Origin of the sequence: Streptomyces fulvoviolaceus (assembly GCF_000718165.1) — a bacterium.
Taxonomy (GTDB): domain Bacteria; phylum Actinomycetota; class Actinomycetes; order Streptomycetales; family Streptomycetaceae; genus Streptomyces; species Streptomyces fulvoviolaceus.
Window position 1 is genome coordinate 1 of sequence record NZ_JOEY01000031.1, and the last position, 17,843, is coordinate 17,843.

The window sequence follows — 17,843 nt, forward strand, 5'->3', positions numbered from 1 at the left end:
GGCCAGGACCATGCCGAAGGAGGGGGCGGGGGCGGGTGGGGCCGGGTCCGTGGTCGTCCGCTGCGCGGGCTTCGTGAGTACGGCGGTGCCCTGGCTGTCATCTGCCGGACGGGCGGCGGGAGTTGAAGGGGCCCCAGGGGTCCCGGAGGTCCCGGGGGTGGGCTCCTCGCCGTAGACCTCCGCGTACACCGCCGGGTCCATCGGGTACTCGCGGCGGGTCATCCGGCGGGAGACCAGGTAGCCGAGCAGGATGACGACCGCGGTGACCGGGATGCCCAGGAGCAGGACCAGGCCCTGGTCGGCGCCGATGGCCTGGGTGACGGCGACCGCGCCCGGGTGCGGGGGCAGGAAGGCGTGCACGGTGAGCATGGCCGCGCCCATCGGAAGGGCGTAGACGAGGAGAGGCTTGCCGGAGGCGCGGGCGACGCCGTACGCGATCGGCATCAGGATGATCAGGCCGACCTCGAAGAAGACCGGGATGCCGAGGACGAAACCGGCGACGGTGAGCGCGAGCGGGGTGCGCTTGGAGCCGAAGCGGTCGATGAGGGAGTGGGCGAACGAGGCTGCTCCGCCGGAGAGTTCGATGATCCGGCCGATCATCGCGCCCAGGGCGATGATCGTGGCGATGTGACCGAGGGTGCCGCCCATGCCGTCCTCGATGGTCTTCACCAGGTCCGCGGCCGGGACGCCCGCGGCGAGCGCGACGCCGATGGAGACGACGACCAGGGCGACGAAGGGCTGGACCTTGGCGCGGAGGATGAGGAGCAGGAGGGTGGCGACGCCGGCGGCGGCTATGAGGAGGAGAGTGGTGTGGCTCATCGTCACGCTCCGTTCTGGGATGGGGAGTTGGGGGTCTGCGGGGTCTGCGGGGTCTGCTCGGGCTTCGGGGGCTTCGGGGGCTTCGGGGACTTCGGGGACAGGACAGTGACGACCGAGGAGTCGTCCTGGGCGGCCAGGCCGGTCGCCTCGCCGAGGAGGTAGAGCTGTTGGGCGGCGGAGGCGAGCGGGACCGGGACGTGGGCGTCCCTCGCGATGCCGGTGACGATGCCCATGTCCTTCACGAAGATGTCGAGGCGGGACTTCACCTCGGGGGCGGCGTCGTTCTCGTACGTCTCGACCATGCGGGGGCCGCGGTCGGCGAACATGAACGAACCGGCGGCGCCGTGGCGGAGGCTCTCGACGACCGTGGCCGGGTCGAGGCCGAGGCCGCGGGCGAGGGCGATCGCTTCTGCCGCGGCGGCGATGTGGACTCCCGCGAGGAGCTGGTTGATGGCCTTGAGGGCCTGGCCGTCGCCGGGGCGTGGGCCTACGACGGTGAGGGTGGAGGCCAGCAGGTCCAGGACCGGGCGGGCCAGGTCGAGGGCCTTGTCGTCCGCGCCCACGACGATCAGGAGGTCGCCGTCGCCGGCGCGGACCGGGCCGCCGCTGACGGGGGCGTCGACCGTGAGGATGCCGTGTTCTGCGAGGCGGGCGGCTGTGGTGCGGGCGGCTTCCGGGCCGACGGTGCTGGTGAGGATGACTGTCGCGCCGGGGCGGAGGGTTTCGGCTGCGCCGTCCTTGGCGAAGAGGGCGGCTTCGACCTGGGTCTGGTCGCGTACGGCGAGGAGGACGACGTCGGCGTTGCGGGCGGCGTCGGCGGGGGTGTGGGCTGCCGTGCCGCCGGCGGCGGTGAGCTGGGCGAGGCGGTCTTCGGCCACGTCGAAGGCCGTGACGGGGAAGTGCGCGGCGAGGCGGGTGGCCATGGGGAGGCCCATGGCGCCCAGGCCGATCACTGCGGTGTGGGGACGGGGGGTCATCGGGGGCCTTTCTGGGGAGCGGGAGTTGGGGAGCGGTGGGGGTTCTTGGGGGTGCTGTTTTCGGTGAGGAGCGCGGAGTTGGGGCGGGGGCGGGGTCGCTCGCCGGCGCCGGTGGGGTGCCGCTTCTGTGGGTCGGGAGCCGCCCCAGCGGCGCGGTTGCTCGCAGCGACGGCAGATGGGGCGCCACGGTTGGCAGGGCCGCATCGCGCAGTCAGGTGTCTGCGGCGCCGTCGTGGCTGGTCGCGCAGTTCCCCGCGCCCCTTCGGGGCGCTGCCCCAGCGGCACGACCGCCCGCAGCTAGGGCAGCTTGGTCTGCGTGAGCTGGGTGATGATTCGGGAGGCGGCTTTCGTGACGGCGTCCCGGCCCGCCGACCACAGGCTCACCACGTCCGAACCCGGGAGTGCCGTGGGGAGTTGGGCGCTCACCGCCTGGAGGTAGGCGCGGCGGAGTTCGGCGTTGACGTTGATCTTGGCGACGCCTCGGGCCAGGGAGCCGAGGAGTTGGTCCTCGGGGAGGCCGCTGGCGCCGTGGAGGACCAGGGGGACGGGGACTGTCGTATGGATCGCGGACAGGCGGTCCAGGTCCAGGCGTACCGGGGTGGCCGTGAAGCCGTGGACGTTGCCGACTGCCACCGCCAGTGCGTCCACGGCGGTTTCGGCCACGAACTCCGCTGCCTGGGCGGGGTCGGTCATCGCGGTGGCCGTCGCCGTCGCGTTCGTCGAGACGTCCTCGTCGCCCGCGAGGGCGCCCAACTCGGCCTCCACCCAGGCGCCGTGGTCGCGGGCCCGGCGTACGGCCTCGCGGGTAAGGGCGATGTTCTCGGCGAAGGAGAGGTGGGAGCCGTCGACCATGACCGAGGTGTAGCCCGCCCTCAGGCAGGCGGTGATCTCGTCGAGGTCGCGGCTGTGGTCCAGGTGGACGCCCAGGGCGGCGGAGGAGGCCGTCGCCGCGTCGAGCGCCAGGCGCATCAGGGGTTCGCGGCCCGCGTGCTTGAAGGGGCCGGCGCCCGCCTGGATGAGGACCGGGTGGTCGGGGTTCGCTTCCGCGGCGGCGACTATGCCCTGCACCGTCTCCAGGTTGTACGCGACGAAGCCGGGCAGGGCGCGGCCGTTCTCGTACGCCGTCGTCAGGGCCTTCAGGCCCTCGGGTCCCGTCAGCAGCATCAGGCGGCGCTCCTCAGGAGGGCGAGGGCGTCGGCGAGGGCGTCGTCGCCGCCGACGTTTCCGGCGAACACGATGTAGGGGATGCCGGCGGCCGGGCCGTCGACGGGCTGCCAGAGGGAGACGATGCCGGGGAGCAGGGTGCCGCGGGCCCAGGCGCGGCGGATCTCCAGGCCGTGGGTGGCGGTGTCGCTGGAGGTGATGCCGCCCTTGGCGATGACGAACGCCGGGCGGCGGGCCGCCGTGATCAGACGGACCGTCTCGACCAGGGCGGCGGAGACGCTGCGGGAGATCGCGAGGCTCTCGTCGGGGTCGGATGCGGTGACCACCGTGCGGGTGGTGCGGATGACGGTGTCGGCCGTTGCCATGGCGGTCGCCGCGGTGCCGGCTGTTTCGTGGATGTGCGCCTCGCGGCGGGCCGGGTCGAGGAGCCTGGCCACGTCGAGTTCGTACTCGGCGAGGTCTGTCGTGCTCTCGCGCAGGCGGTTCAACTGGCGGGTGGTCAGGGAGACATGGGAGCCGACGACTATCAGGCCGTGGGGGGCGGTTGCGCGCAGGGGGGTGAGTTCGGGGGCGGTGAGCGGGGGGTGGGCCGGCTGGCCGGAGCGGGCGCGGACGAAGGAGGGGCCGACGCGGTAGAGGAGGCGGGTGCCCTGTGTCTCTGCCTCGGCCGCGGCGAGGGCCAGGACGCGGAGGTCGTCGTCGCAGACCGTGTCCACTACGGCGGTGGCGGCGTCGTGGAGAGTGCGGAGCTGTTCGGCTACGTGGGCGGGGCCGCCGGTGCGCAGGTCGGTGAGGGTGATGCGGAGGACCTTGTCGGCGGGGATGCGGCCCTTCGTCTTCTCCTCGACCCAGTCGGGGAGGGCGGAGGAGGTGTAGCCGAAGGTGGCGTCCTTCGCGAACTCGCTCTCGCCGACCGGGAGCAGGCCGTCCGGGGTGCGCATCCAGTGCGTCGAGTCGACGGTGAGGCGGCCCGCCTCGATGTACGCCGGGACGAGGACGACTCCGTCGGGGGCGGCACCGGTCGCCGTCAACTCCTCGGCCAGGACGTCGGTTTCGAGGGGGAAGTGGCCTCGGAGGGTCGAGTCGCCGCGGGAGGCGATGACGTACGGGATGTTCTCGGCCTCGGAGGCCTGGTGGAGGGCGCGGACGATCTCGCGGTTGCGGGTGGCGGCGTCCTGGGGGGCGAGGCTGCGGGTGTTGGTGAGGACGAAGAAGGCGGGGCTGTTCTGGCGGAGGGCCCAGCGGAGGTCGTCCACCGTCCAGGTGGTGAGGACGGGGATGTCCTTGACGGTCTGGGTGCCGGTGGGGTCGTCGTCCAGGACGGCCAGGCGGGGGGCCGACTCCATGCGGGCCGCCACTTCGGAGGGGGCGACGGTCCTGAGCGGTGGGACATTCTGGAGCACTTCGGACTCGGGGAGGGCGTGACGGGGTAGGGACATGGCGATTCCTGGGACGGGGGTACGGCGGGGGAAGGGACCGGCGGTACGGCGGCCCCTGGGGTGTGCGGAAGGCTGAGCGGTACTGCGGGCTGCTGCTAGTCGGTCGACTTCACTACGTGGGTGCGGTAGTCCGTCGCCGTCTGGTTCATGTGGGCGTTCATCGCCTCGCGGGCCTTGTCCGGGTTGCCGGATTCCAGGGCGGCGAGGACTTCCTCGTGGTGGGCGATCGCGTTGATACGGATCTGGGGGACCGCGGAGGTCTCGCGGCGGCCCTCGATGAGGAGGGGACCGAAGGGTTCGAAGAGGAGGGGGACGAAGAGGTTGGCCGTCGCCCGCATCACCGTGGCGTGGAAGTCGATGTCGGCCTGGACGAACTTCTCCGTGTCGGCCTCGTCGGCGGCCTCCCGCATCGTGGCGAGGTGTTCGCGCAGTTCCGCGAGGTCGCTCTCCGTGCGGCGCAGCGCGGCCAGCTCGGTGGCGCCGTTCTCGATGAGACGGCGGGCCTCGATGAGCTGCTCGGAGAGTGACGTGTGGGCGGAGCGCGAGGCGGCTCGGACCACAGGCTCCAGGGCCGTCCAGCGGTCCGGCGGGTTCACGTAGGTGCCACGGCCGCGGACCACTCGTACGACGTTCTGCGCGCGCAGTTGCTTGACCGCCTCGCGGACCGTCAGCCTGCTCACCGAGGCCTGCTCGGCGAGCTCGGCCTCCGGGGGGAGGGCGGCGTCCGGCGGGTACGTGCCGTCGATGATCGCGCTGAGCAGGCGCTCGGCGAGGTCTTCGGAGAGCGACATCTTCGAGCCTCCGTCGGGCGGGTGCGGGTCTGGAGCCACCGTACGGGTTGAAGGCGGGGGCTCAGCGAGGGGCTCAGATATCTGACGTCAGACATCTGATGTCTCGATGTCGGTAACCATGGCAGCGGGTTTCGGGGCGCGTCAATACCTCTGCCGCATTTCTGTTTGGTTACGGCAGGTGATCACTGGGGGATCGGCGCGTCAGCGGCTGTGCTCGCTGTCGTCCGGCCATACGGCGATGTGGTCCTGCTCCAGTTCCAGGGCAACGCGGTCCCGCATGCCCAGGGCCTCGGTGTACTCGGCGGGGAGCTGGAGGCGGCCGGCGCGGTCGAGCATGGCGTACTCGCGGGCGACCACCGTCTCGTGGCCGGTGGTCGCGTCGATCTCGCTTCGGCGCAGGACCTCCGTGGAGGTACGGCCGTCGCGGATGGCGACCGTGCGGCGGACCTGGCTTGCGACCGCCTGGTCGTGGGTGACGATGACGATGGTCGTGCCCAGGTGTTCGTTCGCGGTGCGGAACGCGGCGAAGATCTGCTCCGCGGTGTGGGAGTCGAGCTCGCCGGTGGGTTCGTCGGCGAGCAGGACCGCGGGGTTGTTGGCGAGGGCGACCGCTATGGCGACGCGTTGTTGCTGGCCGCCGGACATCTGGTGGGGGCGACGGTCGCGGCAGTCGGCGATGCCCATCAACTCCAGGAGTTCCAGGGCTCGTTCGGAGCCGGCTCGGCGGGTCCGGCGGGCGCGGGTGCCGGTCAGCTGCATCGGGAGAGTGATGTTCTGGGCGGCGGTCAGGTAGGGGAGGAGGTTGCGGGAGGTCTGCTGCCAGACGAAGCCGACGGTCTTGCGGCGGTAGGTGAGGCGGTCCTTGGCGGTCATGGTGAGGAGGTCGTGGTCGGCCACGCGGGCCGCGCCTGCGGTGGGGGTGTCGAGGCCGGCGAGGATGTTCATGAGGGTGGATTTGCCGCTGCCGGATGCGCCTACCAGGGCGAGGAGTTCGCCCTCTCGGACGAGGAGGTCGAGGCTCTGTAGGGCTTGCACCTCCACGCCGTCCGTCGTGAAGATGCGGACGAGGCGGTCGCAGGTGATCAGGGCGTCGTGGCCGTAGGAGGGGCGGTTGCGGGCGGTGGTCGCGCGGTGGGCCAGGTCGGCGAGGGTGGGGTTGGTGGTCATGGGCGGCCTCCTATGCGGGGTTCGCTGAGCGGGGGGCGTTGGGCGGTGGCGCGGGGTGGGGGCTGGGCGGGGCTGGGTGCGCAGCCCGGCGCTGCGGGGTGCCGCTCTCTTTGGGTCGGGAGCCGCCCCAGCGGCACGACTGCCCGCAGCTGCGGCAATTGGGGCGGCTGTGGCGGCTACGGCGGCCGTGATGGTTGGGGCGGTCGTGACTGCTGGGGCAGCTATGGCGGCTGCGGCAGCTGGAGCGGCTGCTGAAGCCGCTCATCGTGCATCCCCCGCCCTCAACTCCTTCACCGACCCCCGTCTCCCCGACCACCACGCCTGCCCCACCCCGACCCCCACCGCCAGCACCAGCACCGAAACCGCAGGTACCGCAAGCGACAGCGCGTCCGTGCGCAACTCGGCTGCCCCAGAAGGGGATTCGGCCGAGGCGAGGGCGATCGTCGAAAGGTCGATGCCGGGGGAGAGGAGGCGGATGGTCGCCCAACCCGTCAGCGCGCCGCCCGCCGCGGCCAGGACCGCCTGGGGCAGGGACTCGAGGACCAGCAGGCGGCGGCCCTGGGCGCGGGTCAGGCCCATCGTGCGGAGGCGGGCCAGCAGGGCCGTGCGTTCGGGGGAGGTGCGGAGGAGGGCGAGGAGGAGAGCCAGGACGGCGTAGCCGGTGCCGGCTGCCACGGCCGTGGTGTAGATGCGTTCGGCGCCGGACTGGAGGGGGGAGTCGACGTAGCGCGCTCGCTCCTCGGACCGTAGCCGCACGGACGCGGAGTCGGGCGCGGCCTTCCGCAGGGCGGCCGCGTCCAGCCGGTCACCCGTCACCGCCAGGGCCGTCGGGCGGGCGGCGGCGGAGCTGAGGCCGCTGACGTCCACGACCAGGAAGTCCGTGCCGGGCACCGCCGGGGTGCGGTCGCGGACGACGGCGATCCGGACGGTGACCGTGGTGCCGTCCGGCAGGAGGACGGGGAAGGGGCGGGTGCCGTAGGTCCGGGCGGTGGCCGGGGAGGCCAGGGCCGGGAGGACGTCACCGGTGGCGGGCGCCTTCAACTCCCCCTCCGTGACGGCCCCGAGCCCCGTCCGTCCCGTCAACGCCGCATAGTCACCGGGGTCGACCCCCACCAGCGGCACCGACTGCCGGCCGTCCGCCGGCTTCGCCTCGTACGTGATGCTCAGTTCGGCCAGCCCACCGACACCGGGGGACCGGCGGACCCGGTCCGGAACCGCCGACGGCAGCGGCGCGCTCGTCTCGATGCGGGCGTCGGCGCCGACGGCGAGGAGGGCCGCGTGATCGCGGGCCTCGTGTACGCCCGCGAGGACCGAGCCGCCGAAGGCCGCCGTGGTCAGGGCGGTCAGCAGGGCGAGCAGGGGCAGGACCGCGGAGGCCGAGGTGCGGCCCGCGCGGGCCAGTGAGAGGTGGCCCACCGCGCCGCGCAGGCGGGCGGCCGGGCGGGCCAGTCCGCGCAGCGGGAGCGGATAGAGGCGGACCAGGACGAGAGCCGCGATCACGCCCACCAACACCGGTGCCAGCGAGATGAGTTGGTCGCTCGAGGAACCTGATGCGCCACGCCGCCGCAGTGTCTCCACCGCTCCCGCCGCCAGCACCAGCAGCGTGAGCTCCGCGATCGTACGGCGCCGGGACGGGCGTACGGACGACACGTCCTCGCGGCCGGCGTGGACGCGTACCACCCGGTGCGCGGCCGCTGCCCGCACGGGCAGGGCGGCGCAGGCGGCCACGGTGACCGCCGCGGCCGCCGCGATCGCGTAGGCCGCGCGGGCGCCGGGGAACGTGAGCAGTGCGATGGTGAGGCCGAGGGCACCCGCGGGGACCGCCACGATCGCCGTCTCGGCGCACAGCCGGGCGGCCAGGCCCCGCAGGGAGGCGCCGCGGGCGCGCAGCAGGGCGAGTTCGGCGCGGCGGCGGTCGGCGGTGAGGCCGCCCGCCATCAGAAGCACCACGGCGGCGACCGTGCCGGTGCCGAACGCGGCGACCGCGACGAGCGGGGTGACGCCCTCGCGGAGCCCGGTGTAGGCGATGAGGACCTCGTCGAGGTCGGTCATCACGTCCGTCTCCGCGTCGGTCATCACGCCCGTCTCCTCATCGACCGCCGAGCGCACCTCCCGCAGCGCCGGGCCGGACTCCAGGGAGGCGATCGCGGAGCTCAGGGCGCCCGTGTCGCGGGCGTGGAGGGACTCCTCGGAAGGTGCCAACTGCCAGTAACGTTCCGGGGTTCCGCGGGGCATGGCCAGCATGACCGGGGCCGCCTCGGGGGCGATCAGCAGGGCGCCGAGCCAGTACATGTCCACGGAGGGGGCCGGCAGGCGGACCAGGGACGGGGTGCGCAGGACGGGCCGGGTGGACCAGTAGGCGCCCTGCGGGTCGTGCGGGGTGACGATGCCGGTGACGCGTACGGCGAGCGCCGCGCCTTCGGGGCCGGGTACGTGGATCACCGAACCGACCTTGATGTGGAGGGACTTGGCGGTCTCGGCGGTGACCGCGGCCTCCACCTCGGCCGTCGTTGCGGTCACCTGGCCGTCGGCCCTCGGGAGGCGTCCCGCCTTCGCGTCCGCGTGGTCGGCGAGGCCGTGCTGGGCGATGAGGGTCACGCGCGCGGGCATCCCGGTGGGCGCCGGCAGCCAGGGGTCGGACGCCGTCATGCCCGTGGTGGTGCGCACGCCGTACGTCGACTCGCCGCGGTCGGCGACGAGGGGCCGGGGGACCGCGGCGAGGACCTTGGCGTACTGCCTGCCCAGGGCGTCGGGGCGCAGAGCGTCCTCCCGCAGACGCTCCGGCAGAGTCATGGTGGGCATCGGGGCGTACGCTTCGACGCTCGTCCGGTCGGGGCGGGCCTGCTCGGCGGCCCGGCGCAGACCGGCGTCCTCGTACCGGTCGACCGCCCGCGGAAACGCGGCGGCCAGGCACGCGGTCAGCGCGACCAGCAGCGCGATGGCGCACGCGGCGCCGGGGGCGGTGCGCAGCCGGGTACGGACCCAGGGCGCCCGGATCGGGGTCCCCCCGCTGGCTCTCCTGATGTTCACTCACCCCCCTCACGCAACGCCCGAGCCGGATCCGCCCGCCGCCACGCCAGCGCCGCCGTCACGAGGAGCGGCGTCAGCGCCACCGCCGCCAGCAGTACGGCCACATGCGCGACCGGAAGCTCGACCAGCACCGGCGGCACCGGTCTGGTCGCCTCGCTGGTCAGCACGATGAGCGGGATCACCGCCCGCGTCAGCACGGTCCCCAGCGCCGCCCCCACCAGCAGTGCCAGCCCCACCAGGACGCCCTGCTCGACGGCGACCGTGCGGGCGAGGCGGCGACGCGGGGCGCCCAGGGCGCGCAGTACGGCGAACTCGGCGCCCCGCTCCCGCAGGGACCCCGCCGCGCTCACCGCGAACCCGACGGCGGCCAGTGCCGCCGCCACCCCGGCCGCCGCGGCGAACGCGGCCTCGGGGCCCGCGCCGAACGGGTCGTCGCGCAGCTGCTCGGCGATCTCGTCCCGCACCACGACCTGCGCGGGATCCATGTCGGGCCGGGCCCGCAGCGCCGCCGCCACCCGGTCCGCCGCACCCGGCGCGGTCCGCAGCCACCACTCGGTGGGCGCGATGCCTTCGCCGTACCGTGCCTCCAACACCCGGTTCACGGACCGCAGATCGACCAGCAGGGCCCCGCCGTTCCCGGACGTGGTCGGCAACTCCCGTACGGAGCGCACGATCCGCACCGGCACGGTCCGGCCGCCGAACGTCACATCCACGCTCTGCCCGGTGCCGGCACCCGCCGAGTCGAGGAAGCGGTCGGTCGCGACGGCCGTGATCCCCGCGTTCTTGGGCTGCTCGACCCGCAGTCGCACCGTCAACGACGAGACGATCCAGGTCTCTTCGGTCGGGATGTACCCCGTGCCGTACTCGACCGTCGGCCGTCCGGACGGTGAACTCACCTTCGGCTTCACCGGTTTCGCGTCCTCGTACGCCGATGACGTCTCCCCGGAGAGCTGCGACACGGCCGTCCAGGCGGCGGGCAGCGACAGCCGCCGTACCGTCCCGTCGGTTCCGGTGGCCGTCAACTCGTCGACGGAGAAGCGGTGTTGCTCGGCACGGCCGCGCGGCTGGTCCACGACCAGTTCCAGGGCGGTGAGCGTCAGCGGGCCCGAGGAGATGCCGAGATCCAGTGTGTGAGCGCGGCCGTCGGCGGGGAGTTGGCCGGCCGGGACCCGGTAGGGGGTGCCGTAGCGGTCCTGCAGGGTGGCGGTCACCTCCGCCGTCGTGCTCGGCACAGAGCCGCGCAGGGTGGCCTTCAGCCGTAGACGGGCCGTGTCCGCGGGCACCTCCGCGCCCGCCGCAGCGCCCTTGGGGCCGAGTCCCGTGAGCAGCGGCCGTACCGGTACGGCGGACAGGTCGTCGCGCATCAGCACCGCGCCCGCCCCGTGCGCGGTGTCCAGCGCCAGCACCGTCGCCTCCCGGTCGCCGGACAGCGGCAGCGTCGTACGGACGGCGGGGGCGACCGCGCGTACGTGCGGGACGGCGGCGTACTCGTCGGTGCGGCCCAATCCGGCGTCCCCGGCGGCGAGTACGCGCACCGGCGCACCCGCCCGGAAGTCCGCCTGGTCGGCCTGCGAACGGTCCCAGGAGACGCCCTGCCCGATCGCCAGCATGCCCAGCGCCACGGCCAGGACCAGCAGCAGCACCGGGCCCGCGCCGCGCATCGGGCGGCGGGCGATCTGCCAGCCCGCCAGCGCCGCGGTCAGCCCGCGCCCGCCGGCCGCCCGGCGTTCGGCGAGCCGCGCCATCGGCGGCAGCAGCCGCAGCGTCAGCACGGTCCCGGCCAGCAGCGCGAGCGCGGGCGCCGCGACCAGGAGCGGGTCGACGCCGAGGGAGCCCGAGCTGTCGCCGGTCACGGCGCCCGAGGTCTGGCGGTTGAGCTGCCAGTACGCGACACCGGCCACCGCCAGCAGCCCCACGTCCGCGCCCCCGCGCACCGCAGCGGGCAGCGCCCCGGCCCGGCCCCGCGTGAACGAGGACGTCAGCGCGGGCAGCGTCACCGCCAGCGCACACCCGAGCGCCACTCCCGCCGCCACCAGCCACACCCCGAGCCGCCCGCCGGCCGGCACCTCCAGGCGCAGCCCGATCCTGGCCAACGGCCCCTGCCCGGCCAGCAGCCGGGTCAGCGGTCCCGCCAGCAGGGGAGCGCAGAGCAGTGCGGGTACGGCGAGCAGCAGCGCCTCCAGCGCGGCGAGGCCCGCGACCCGGGCTCGGGAGGCACCGCGCGCCCTCAACAGCCGGGTCTCTCCCGTGCGTTCGGCGCTCAGCAGCCCGGCCACCAGCAGCAGGGCACAGCCCGCGAGCAGCACCAGCTGGAGGGCGACGATCAGCAGCGTGGAGCGGGAGACGAGCAGGGAGCGGTCCAGCCGGTCCAGCACCTCGGGCAGGGCGGTGGCCGCGACCGTCGCCCCGCCGAGCGAAGTCTCCTTGCGCAGCGCCGCGTTCCCGGTGCGGGCCGACTCGCGCAGGGCGTCGATGCGCGCGGTCGTCAGCGTCGAGAAGTCGGCCGACGCGAGCCAGGCGGACGGCCCGACGCTCACCGTCCCTCCGGCCGGCACGGCGGGATCGGTCAGCAGGGGGCCGTACGTCGTGAAGTCGAGCTTGTTGATCCCGCGGCCGCGCAGGTCGTCGAGCTGCCAGTACGGGGCGTCCGCGCTCGCGGGCCGGTACAGGCCGGTGACCGTGACGCGCACGTCCGGCCCGCGGAGGCGGTCGGTGACGGTGAGACGGTCGCCGGGTTCGAGGCCGAGGGCGCGGGCGGCGGTCTGCGGGAGGGCCACCTCGACGACCTCGTCCGCCGGTTGGGGCAGCCGCCCGTCGACGAGCCGCACCTGCGTCCGGTCCAGCGCCGCGAAGTAGGTCAGATCCGGGTCCCCGGAGCGCTCGGCCTCGGGCTGGAGCGAGCGCGGCAGCGCGTAGGGCCCCGACCGCATCAGGGTCCGCACGGTCACCGGCAGCCCGTCGAAGGTCTTCCGGGCCCGGTTGCGTACGGCGGTGTCGGCGGCCGCCCGCTCCTCGGCGGGCACGTCGGCCTTGACGATCAGCGCGGTGTCGGCGGCGTTGCGGGGGTCCCGCAGGGAGTGGCGCAGGGACGCGTCACCGATCGCGCCCGAGTACGCGGTGAGGGTCGCCAGGACCGCCGTGGTCAGCAGAACGGTGAGCAGCGCGGCGGCGAGCAGGAGGCGGTGCGCCCGCGCACGCAGGACGACGAACCTCGTGATTCCCCCGAACCCCGTCACCCGGCCCCCCGCCGTGTTGTCCAGACCTCCCGGCGATGCTGTCAGAGGGGACGGGCCGCGGGTAAGCGCTTCAGAACGGGGCTTGACCGGATTGTGATCGGATTCCGACGTCGTATCACCGGAAAACGACCGGAATCCGGGACTCGGTCCCGGAACTCGAACGTCAGTCGGCGGTGTTCACCATCGAGGCCGCCGCGTACGTCAGGTAGTTCCACAGCTGCGTCTCGTGCTCCTCGGACAGGCCGAGCTCGTCGACGGCGTCGCGCATGTGCTTCAGCCAGGCGTCGTGCGCCGCCCGGTCGACCTGGAAGGGGGCGTGGCGCATCCGCAGCCGGGGGTGTCCGCGGTTGTCGCTGTACGTCGTCGGGCCGCCCCAGTACTGGATCAGGAACAGCGTGAGGCGCTCCTCGGCCGGGCCCAGGTCCTCCTCGGGGTACATGGGCTTGAGGATCGGGTCCTCGGCGACTCCCTCGTAGAAACGGTGGACCAGGCGACGGAAGGTCTCTTCCCCGCCGACCTGCTCGTAGAAGGTCTGCTCCTGAAGCGTGCCGCGCCGAATCTCTTTCACGCTTTCCATGGTCTCAGACGGGGTGACTCAGGATAAGTACGGTCCGTAGGTACCAGAATTGTGGGTGTAAGTGCACAGAGTGTGAGGAGAATTTTCAATAGTTGTCATAGCTGAATAGATAGCTGCATAGGTAACAATACGGACCACATGCGAGTATCTGTGGGTGTCTAGGGGCAGAGGCCGTACCGCGCGCAGCGTCAGCGACCAGCACACCGACAACCTGATTGCCGAACTGGACTATGGCCCGTGGGTGTGGGGCGACCCGTACAAGGACATCGGGTCGGCATCGACGGGTGCCCCCGCTGCGTCCGACAGTACCCGGACCCCGTAAACGGGCCTCGTCATCGGAGACCTGGAGCCCACCGACCCGGAGACCGGTGAGCCCACGGCGCCAGAGCTGGGCGTGAACCTCGCGAACCTGTCCCGCCCTGCGCCGCCGTCCGGAGTCCGGTTCGGAGGGCAGGCGACCCGGACCGAACTGGACGGGCTCCGTGGCGAGTTGAAGGAGCTGGAAGACGCTCCCCGACCCAGGCAGCTCGCGCCCGGCTGGCCCGCACCGCCGACATGGAGGAGTCGGAGACGGACATCGCCGCCCTGGAGGCCAAGCTGTCCAAGCTCACCGCGCCCGTCCCGCTGACGGAAGTCCTTCCGCCTGCCCCCGGGACGGACCTGGTGCTCTGGTGGAAGGCGGCCGACGTCCAGCGTCATCGTGCCGTCGCTGCGCTGCTGTTCACGCCCGAACTGCTAGGTCAGGTACGCATCACGCCGTCGGCAGGGCTGGCGGGACCCGGTGACCGAACGGATCAAGTGGGTCACCGCCGCCTGACACACACGCACACGACGGAGCCCGGCCGGGAAGCTGCACCGGCCGGTCCCCGTGCTGTCTACCGCCGCCCGAGCTGGGTCAGGAAGTCATCCACGAACTTCTCGACCTCCGCCAGGCTGCTAACTTCCTCCACGTTCAGCCGGTCGACGACCTTCACCCCGGCATGCAGGAGCTGCCGGGTACGGCTGTGGTCAACACCGGCGTGGCCTCTGTGCTGCGGGCCATCGATCTCGATGACACCGACGTACCCGCAATACGTGATCAGGAGATCGGGTTCGAGGGTGCGAAGGCGAACCCGTATGCCGCCGAGGGGCATGATCCCGATGGTCTCACTGTCCGGCAGGGTGGCCTGCCGCTTCTTGAGCACCCGGTAGACGTCGCGTTCCCATTGGTTCGTGAAGTGGAGCTGGTCCTCAACCGGGTGGCGGGGCTCAAGTCGGGGCTTGCGGCCTTGGTTGCTGGGCTTCGGGCCGTTGGCCGTCTTCACCTGTTCCCGCCAGCCAGCGGCGAGCCGTGGAATCTCCGGGCGGACATGGATCTCGTCTACGTCCTTGCCCGCTGGCCCGAGAACCAAGCGCATGGCGCTCCCGATGTTCTTGAGCGCCGCCTCGTCGTAGCGGGGGTACAGGCTGGGCTCCACCACGAGAATGACCCGGTAGCCCTCTTCGTCGAACTGCGTGTTCCAGAGCCGCACCTCTAGCGAGGTCACATCCGCGATCAACTCGGCAGCGCGGACATCCCCTTGATGCTGCATGAGCAGGGCGCTGGTACCCAGCAGCCACTCGCCGACGATGGCGCTGTTCTGCGGGGCGTCCAGGACGATGGACATGTCGGGCGACGGCAGCTCATCACTCATGCACGGAATTGTGACAGCCGCCGCTGACAACGGAAGGCCATCGGCTGTCACGCACAACGACACTCGGCCAGGGGGGAACACCGGCCGGGCTCCGTGCTGTTGGGCTACCCCTTCGCGCCGTGGCGCTGTACCAGGAGGATGCCGTACGAGTGCGGCAGAGGTACGTCCTCGGTCTGGGTGCACTCACGGTGCAGACCCTTGAAGTCCAGCCGCTGGGCGAGCGTGCATTCCGCAGACAGGGGCGGGATGCGCGTCGTGGGCGCGCTCACAACGCCTCACCCCGGCTGCGGGCGTTGGTCAGGGCCACGCCTGCCGACAGCTTCTCCGCTGCCGTAGCGGCTGGAGGGGCCCGTGCGTCCCATTCCCGCCCCTCGCCGATCGGGCCGGACCTGCCAGTACGGCCCCTCGTGTCCCTTGGCCTCGCCGACCTTGCGCGTCGCCTCGTCGCACACCAGGTCGCCGATCTCCGGCGCGTACCCGTTCATGCGCACCCTCGCAGGAGCACGTCGGCCCGCCGCAGCGCGACGTCAGCGCGCACCCGGCCCAGGGTGATCAGGTTCAGTGAGGGCGACGCCGTGTCCGCCCCCAGGGACGGCAGGACGATGCCCGCCGCCGTCAGCGCTGACACCGTCGGGACACGATGAGTCACCGAACACAGGGCAACCGCCTTGGTGCCCCGACATATTTCGCTCGGCGCGCGGCTTTCCCCCTGTCAGGATCTCTGCATGAGATTGAACCCGGGGATCACCCTGGACTACGCCGACGACGTGCTGCGCCGTGCGGAGACGACGTGGGGCAACGCGCGTGGCGTGCAAGACCTCTACCGTGCCTACACCGATGCAATCCATGACACCTACCCCACGCTCAAACAGGCCTTCGCCGCCCCGGATCTCGCTGCCGGCCTGCACTCCACGGCTTACTGGAACCTGCTGCCGATCGGTGGTGGACGTCCAGAGCTCGGCGTCATCTATGACCCTGACGTGGCACGGATCGTGATGCGAGCCCAGCGTGCGGAGAACCAGGCGCTCACCACTGAGATCGAGAACCAGGTAAAGCTCCTGGAGCAAGCGCGCGCCGAACTGGACGAGTTGAAGAAGCTCGTAGCCCGGCCTGGTCTGCCCGTCGTCTACGACACCAACATGCTCAACCACTGGCAGCAGCCCGGCGACATTCGGTGGCGCGACGTCTTCAAGGCCCGGGACGAGAAGATCCCGCTGACCCGGCTTGTGGTTCCGCTGCGGGTGATCGACGAACTGGACAAGCAGAAGTACGGCCAAGGCGACCTCGCGAGGAAGGCCGCCACCGCCATCCGCTACCTGGAGCGCATTTTCAGGGACAGCCAGCCCGGGCAGCCCGTGAGTCTGCGCGAAGGCGTCACGCTGGAGGCGTGGGTAGGCACCGATGACCGTGGTGGTGACGCTGACTTGTCGATCCTGCGCTGCGCCGCCGACCTGGACAACCTCCACCCGGACACGGGAGCCCGGGTGTTGACCGATGACGTCGGCATGCGCCTGCGCGCCAATCAACTGGGCCTGAAGGTAGTGCGCTTGCCGGAGGAGCACAGAAAGAAAGGCACGGTTCTCGACGAGGTGCCGCCGCAGTAGGTCGAACCCGGCCACCGGAGCGCGCACTCGGGTGCCCCGAGCTGACACCCGCCCGGACAGCCACGGACTGGCCAGGCCGGACACAACTCGTCCTGTGTCCGGCACCCGCCGTCCTGTCCGGGCGGGATAGTGCCCTGTCCAGTGGCCCGGGACGTGTCCGGGATGTTGTCCTGTCCGCTCGTGTCCCGGCTACCGTGTCCCGCCATGAAGTCCGAGATCGTGAGCATCGAGCAGTGGGACAGGCCGCAGCCGCAGCGTGACGGAACCTTGTGCAGCGCGCACGGCCGGACGTCCTGTAGCCGGGACCTCGTGGCCGAAGTGATCCTGCGGGACGAGGGTAGCCCGCGCGTCAGATGGACGGTCTGTGACCACTGGCTCAAGACCAACCCCGATGCGATCGCCTACGACGCGCAGTAGCGCTGAGGGGGCTACCCTCGGCCGACAGTGCGTCGCTCCAGCTCGACCAGGCGGGACAGCGCTGTCTGCACGTCGAGCAGTGCTTCGTGTGCCAGGGCGGCCATCTTCTGAACCCGCTCAATGTCACCTGCGTCGCGGAGAGCCTCTTCCCGCCGTCGGGCGACCGTGCTCGCACCGCTTCGGGTCTCGCGCACGTCATACGCATACCTGAACATGACCCGGGGCGGAGGCGCGAGCGCGAAGATCCTGTCCCATGTGTCGGCTACGCGTGTCATGGCCAGCTTGAGCGCCGCGTCACCTCGGCGTTCGGCGGAGTCCCGCAGGGCCCGGGCGGCTTCTCGCCGGTCCTTATGCATGAACCAGTCCGAGCGGACGCCTCCGGACGCCACCTCTTCCAGGAGGGCGCGGAACTCGGTGAGTTGCGTGCGCAATTCCTCAGCCTCAGGACCCAGGGCGAGGTGATGACGGCGTACCCACCACCCCTTCCACACGCCGTTGCCGACGGCCCATAGGAAGGCCAGCCAACCGGGCGTGAACTTGAGCCAGTCGGCGAGTGTCATGCACGGGATTGTGACGGCTGCGCACTGCGGCGGAGGCTGATTTTAAAGAAGTCGAGCCGGCAAAGGGCCACCCCAGGTCAGGTGGCGTAGTACCGCCCGTCCTCCACACGCGCCTGATGGCACTCACGCGGCAACCGCAGCACCGTCGACAGCCAGCTCCGCACGTACGCCGAATCCGTCACGGCGAGTAGCTCCGTCCCTGTGAGTTCCGGGAACGTCCGGACCACGGCCAGCACCCGCCGTCGCTGCGTGGAGGCGATCGCATCGATGTCGCCCATCGGCTCAGACCCGCCCGTACGAGGTGGTCGGCGATGGCCTCGCCGTACGCCCTCGGGCAGCCCGCGCACGAGTGTTGCGATGCGTCGTCTCCGTCAGTGTCATGCCGGGTG

At 72.0% G+C, this 17,843-nt stretch carries 17 protein-coding genes; 2 read left to right on the forward strand and 15 right to left on the reverse strand.

From position 1 onward, the window contains the following. The 13 genes from IG08_RS54575 to IG08_RS60275 form a co-directional block, all read right to left on the reverse strand. A partial coding sequence (locus tag IG08_RS54575; RefSeq protein WP_030609677.1) for a GntT/GntP/DsdX family permease occupies positions 1–819 on the reverse strand: 819 nt, incomplete at its 3' end. 2 nt (positions 820–821) lie between these two features. Beyond that, positions 822–1,796: an NAD(P)-dependent oxidoreductase gene (locus IG08_RS0130720; protein WP_078655817.1), complete on the reverse strand. Its 975-nt coding sequence runs from the start codon at positions 1,794–1,796 to the stop codon at positions 822–824. 297 nt (positions 1,797–2,093) lie between these two features. Further along, complete coding sequence (locus IG08_RS0130725; RefSeq protein ID WP_030609682.1) at positions 2,094–2,960, reverse strand: class II fructose-bisphosphate aldolase; 867 nt, start codon at positions 2,958–2,960, stop codon at positions 2,094–2,096. Beyond that, on the reverse strand, positions 2,960–4,399 hold the full coding sequence (locus IG08_RS0130730; RefSeq protein WP_043455652.1) for a four-carbon acid sugar kinase family protein: 1,440 nt from the start codon (positions 4,397–4,399) through the stop codon (positions 2,960–2,962). Before IG08_RS0130730 ends, IG08_RS0130725 begins: the two co-directional genes overlap by 1 nt. A gap of 95 nt (positions 4,400–4,494) precedes the next feature. Continuing rightward, entirely contained in the window at positions 4,495–5,190 is a 696-nt protein-coding gene (locus tag IG08_RS0130735) for a FadR/GntR family transcriptional regulator (RefSeq protein WP_030609685.1), read from the reverse strand. A 201-nt stretch (positions 5,191–5,391) separates the two neighbouring features. Next, complete coding sequence (locus tag IG08_RS0130740) at positions 5,392–6,357, reverse strand: ABC transporter ATP-binding protein (RefSeq protein ID WP_030609687.1); 966 nt, start codon at positions 6,355–6,357, stop codon at positions 5,392–5,394. Between the two features lie 261 nt (positions 6,358–6,618). Continuing rightward, positions 6,619–9,387, reverse strand: coding sequence for an FtsX-like permease family protein (locus tag IG08_RS0130745; protein ID WP_234343014.1), 2,769 nt, complete (start codon positions 9,385–9,387; stop codon positions 6,619–6,621). Further along, positions 9,384–12,623 carry an ABC transporter permease gene (locus IG08_RS0130750; protein ID WP_030609691.1) on the reverse strand — a complete coding sequence of 1,080 codons (3,240 nt, stop codon included), beginning with the start codon at positions 12,621–12,623 and terminating at the stop codon, positions 9,384–9,386. Before IG08_RS0130750 ends, IG08_RS0130745 begins: the two co-directional genes overlap by 4 nt. A 163-nt stretch (positions 12,624–12,786) precedes the next feature. After that, the gene (locus IG08_RS0130755; RefSeq protein WP_030609693.1) at positions 12,787–13,200 is read right to left on the reverse strand and encodes a globin; all 414 of its coding nucleotides are present in this window, start codon (positions 13,198–13,200) and stop codon (positions 12,787–12,789) included. An 875-nt stretch (positions 13,201–14,075) separates the two neighbouring features. After that, complete coding sequence (locus IG08_RS0130760; protein WP_030609696.1) at positions 14,076–14,873, reverse strand: PDDEXK family nuclease; 798 nt, start codon at positions 14,871–14,873, stop codon at positions 14,076–14,078. 104 nt (positions 14,874–14,977) lie between these two features. Beyond that, the gene (locus IG08_RS60765) at positions 14,978–15,142 is read right to left on the reverse strand and encodes a hypothetical protein (RefSeq protein ID WP_199820930.1); all 165 of its coding nucleotides are present in this window, start codon (positions 15,140–15,142) and stop codon (positions 14,978–14,980) included. A gap of 6 nt (positions 15,143–15,148) precedes the next feature. Then, positions 15,149–15,358, reverse strand: a complete 210-nt coding sequence (locus IG08_RS57540; protein WP_390898557.1) for a hypothetical protein — start codon at positions 15,356–15,358, stop codon at positions 15,149–15,151. Then, positions 15,355–15,501, reverse strand: coding sequence for a hypothetical protein (locus IG08_RS60275; protein ID WP_158812297.1), 147 nt, complete (start codon positions 15,499–15,501; stop codon positions 15,355–15,357). Before IG08_RS60275 ends, IG08_RS57540 begins: the two co-directional genes overlap by 4 nt. A gap of 97 nt (positions 15,502–15,598) precedes the next feature. Here IG08_RS60275 and IG08_RS0130775 point away from each other — a divergent pair, with 97 nt between their 5' ends. Beyond that, positions 15,599–16,477, forward strand: coding sequence for a PIN domain-containing protein (locus IG08_RS0130775; protein ID WP_078655818.1), 879 nt, complete (start codon positions 15,599–15,601; stop codon positions 16,475–16,477). A 204-nt stretch (positions 16,478–16,681) separates the two neighbouring features. Then, positions 16,682–16,894 (forward strand): hypothetical protein, encoded by a 213-nt coding sequence (locus IG08_RS0130780; RefSeq protein ID WP_158812298.1) that lies wholly within the window; start codon positions 16,682–16,684, stop codon positions 16,892–16,894. A gap of 11 nt (positions 16,895–16,905) precedes the next feature. Here IG08_RS0130780 and IG08_RS0130785 read toward each other — a convergent pair whose 3' ends face one another. Further along, the gene (locus IG08_RS0130785; RefSeq protein ID WP_030609705.1) at positions 16,906–17,454 is read right to left on the reverse strand and encodes a hypothetical protein; all 549 of its coding nucleotides are present in this window, start codon (positions 17,452–17,454) and stop codon (positions 16,906–16,908) included. 77 nt (positions 17,455–17,531) lie between these two features. Then, positions 17,532–17,732, reverse strand: a complete 201-nt coding sequence (locus IG08_RS0130790; RefSeq protein ID WP_030609708.1) for a hypothetical protein — start codon at positions 17,730–17,732, stop codon at positions 17,532–17,534. Positions 17,733–17,843: the final 111 nt, after the last annotated feature.

Excerpts from the sequence above, each read along its gene's own strand:
- IG08_RS0130720 (WP_078655817.1), bottom strand. The coding sequence starts at position 1,796 with ATGACCCCCCGTCCCCACACCGCAGTGATCGGCCTGGGCGCCATGGGC.
- IG08_RS0130725 (WP_030609682.1), bottom strand. The coding sequence starts at position 2,960 with ATGCTGCTGACGGGACCCGAGGGCCTGAAGGCCCTGACGACGGCGTAC.
- IG08_RS0130730 (WP_043455652.1), bottom strand. The coding sequence starts at position 4,399 with ATGTCCCTACCCCGTCACGCCCTCCCCGAGTCCGAAGTGCTCCAGAAT.
- IG08_RS0130735 (WP_030609685.1), bottom strand. The coding sequence starts at position 5,190 with ATGTCGCTCTCCGAAGACCTCGCCGAGCGCCTGCTCAGCGCGATCATC.
- IG08_RS0130740 (WP_030609687.1), bottom strand. The coding sequence starts at position 6,357 with ATGACCACCAACCCCACCCTCGCCGACCTGGCCCACCGCGCGACCACC.
- IG08_RS0130755 (WP_030609693.1), bottom strand. The coding sequence starts at position 13,200 with ATGGAAAGCGTGAAAGAGATTCGGCGCGGCACGCTTCAGGAGCAGACC.
- IG08_RS0130760 (WP_030609696.1), bottom strand. The coding sequence starts at position 14,873 with ATGAGTGATGAGCTGCCGTCGCCCGACATGTCCATCGTCCTGGACGCC.
- IG08_RS57540 (WP_390898557.1), bottom strand. The coding sequence starts at position 15,358 with ATGAACGGGTACGCGCCGGAGATCGGCGACCTGGTGTGCGACGAGGCG.
- IG08_RS0130775 (WP_078655818.1), top strand. The coding sequence starts at position 15,599 with ATGAGATTGAACCCGGGGATCACCCTGGACTACGCCGACGACGTGCTG.
- IG08_RS0130780 (WP_158812298.1), top strand. The coding sequence starts at position 16,682 with ATGAAGTCCGAGATCGTGAGCATCGAGCAGTGGGACAGGCCGCAGCCG.
- IG08_RS0130785 (WP_030609705.1), bottom strand. The coding sequence starts at position 17,454 with ATGACACTCGCCGACTGGCTCAAGTTCACGCCCGGTTGGCTGGCCTTC.
- IG08_RS0130790 (WP_030609708.1), bottom strand. The coding sequence starts at position 17,732 with ATGGGCGACATCGATGCGATCGCCTCCACGCAGCGACGGCGGGTGCTG.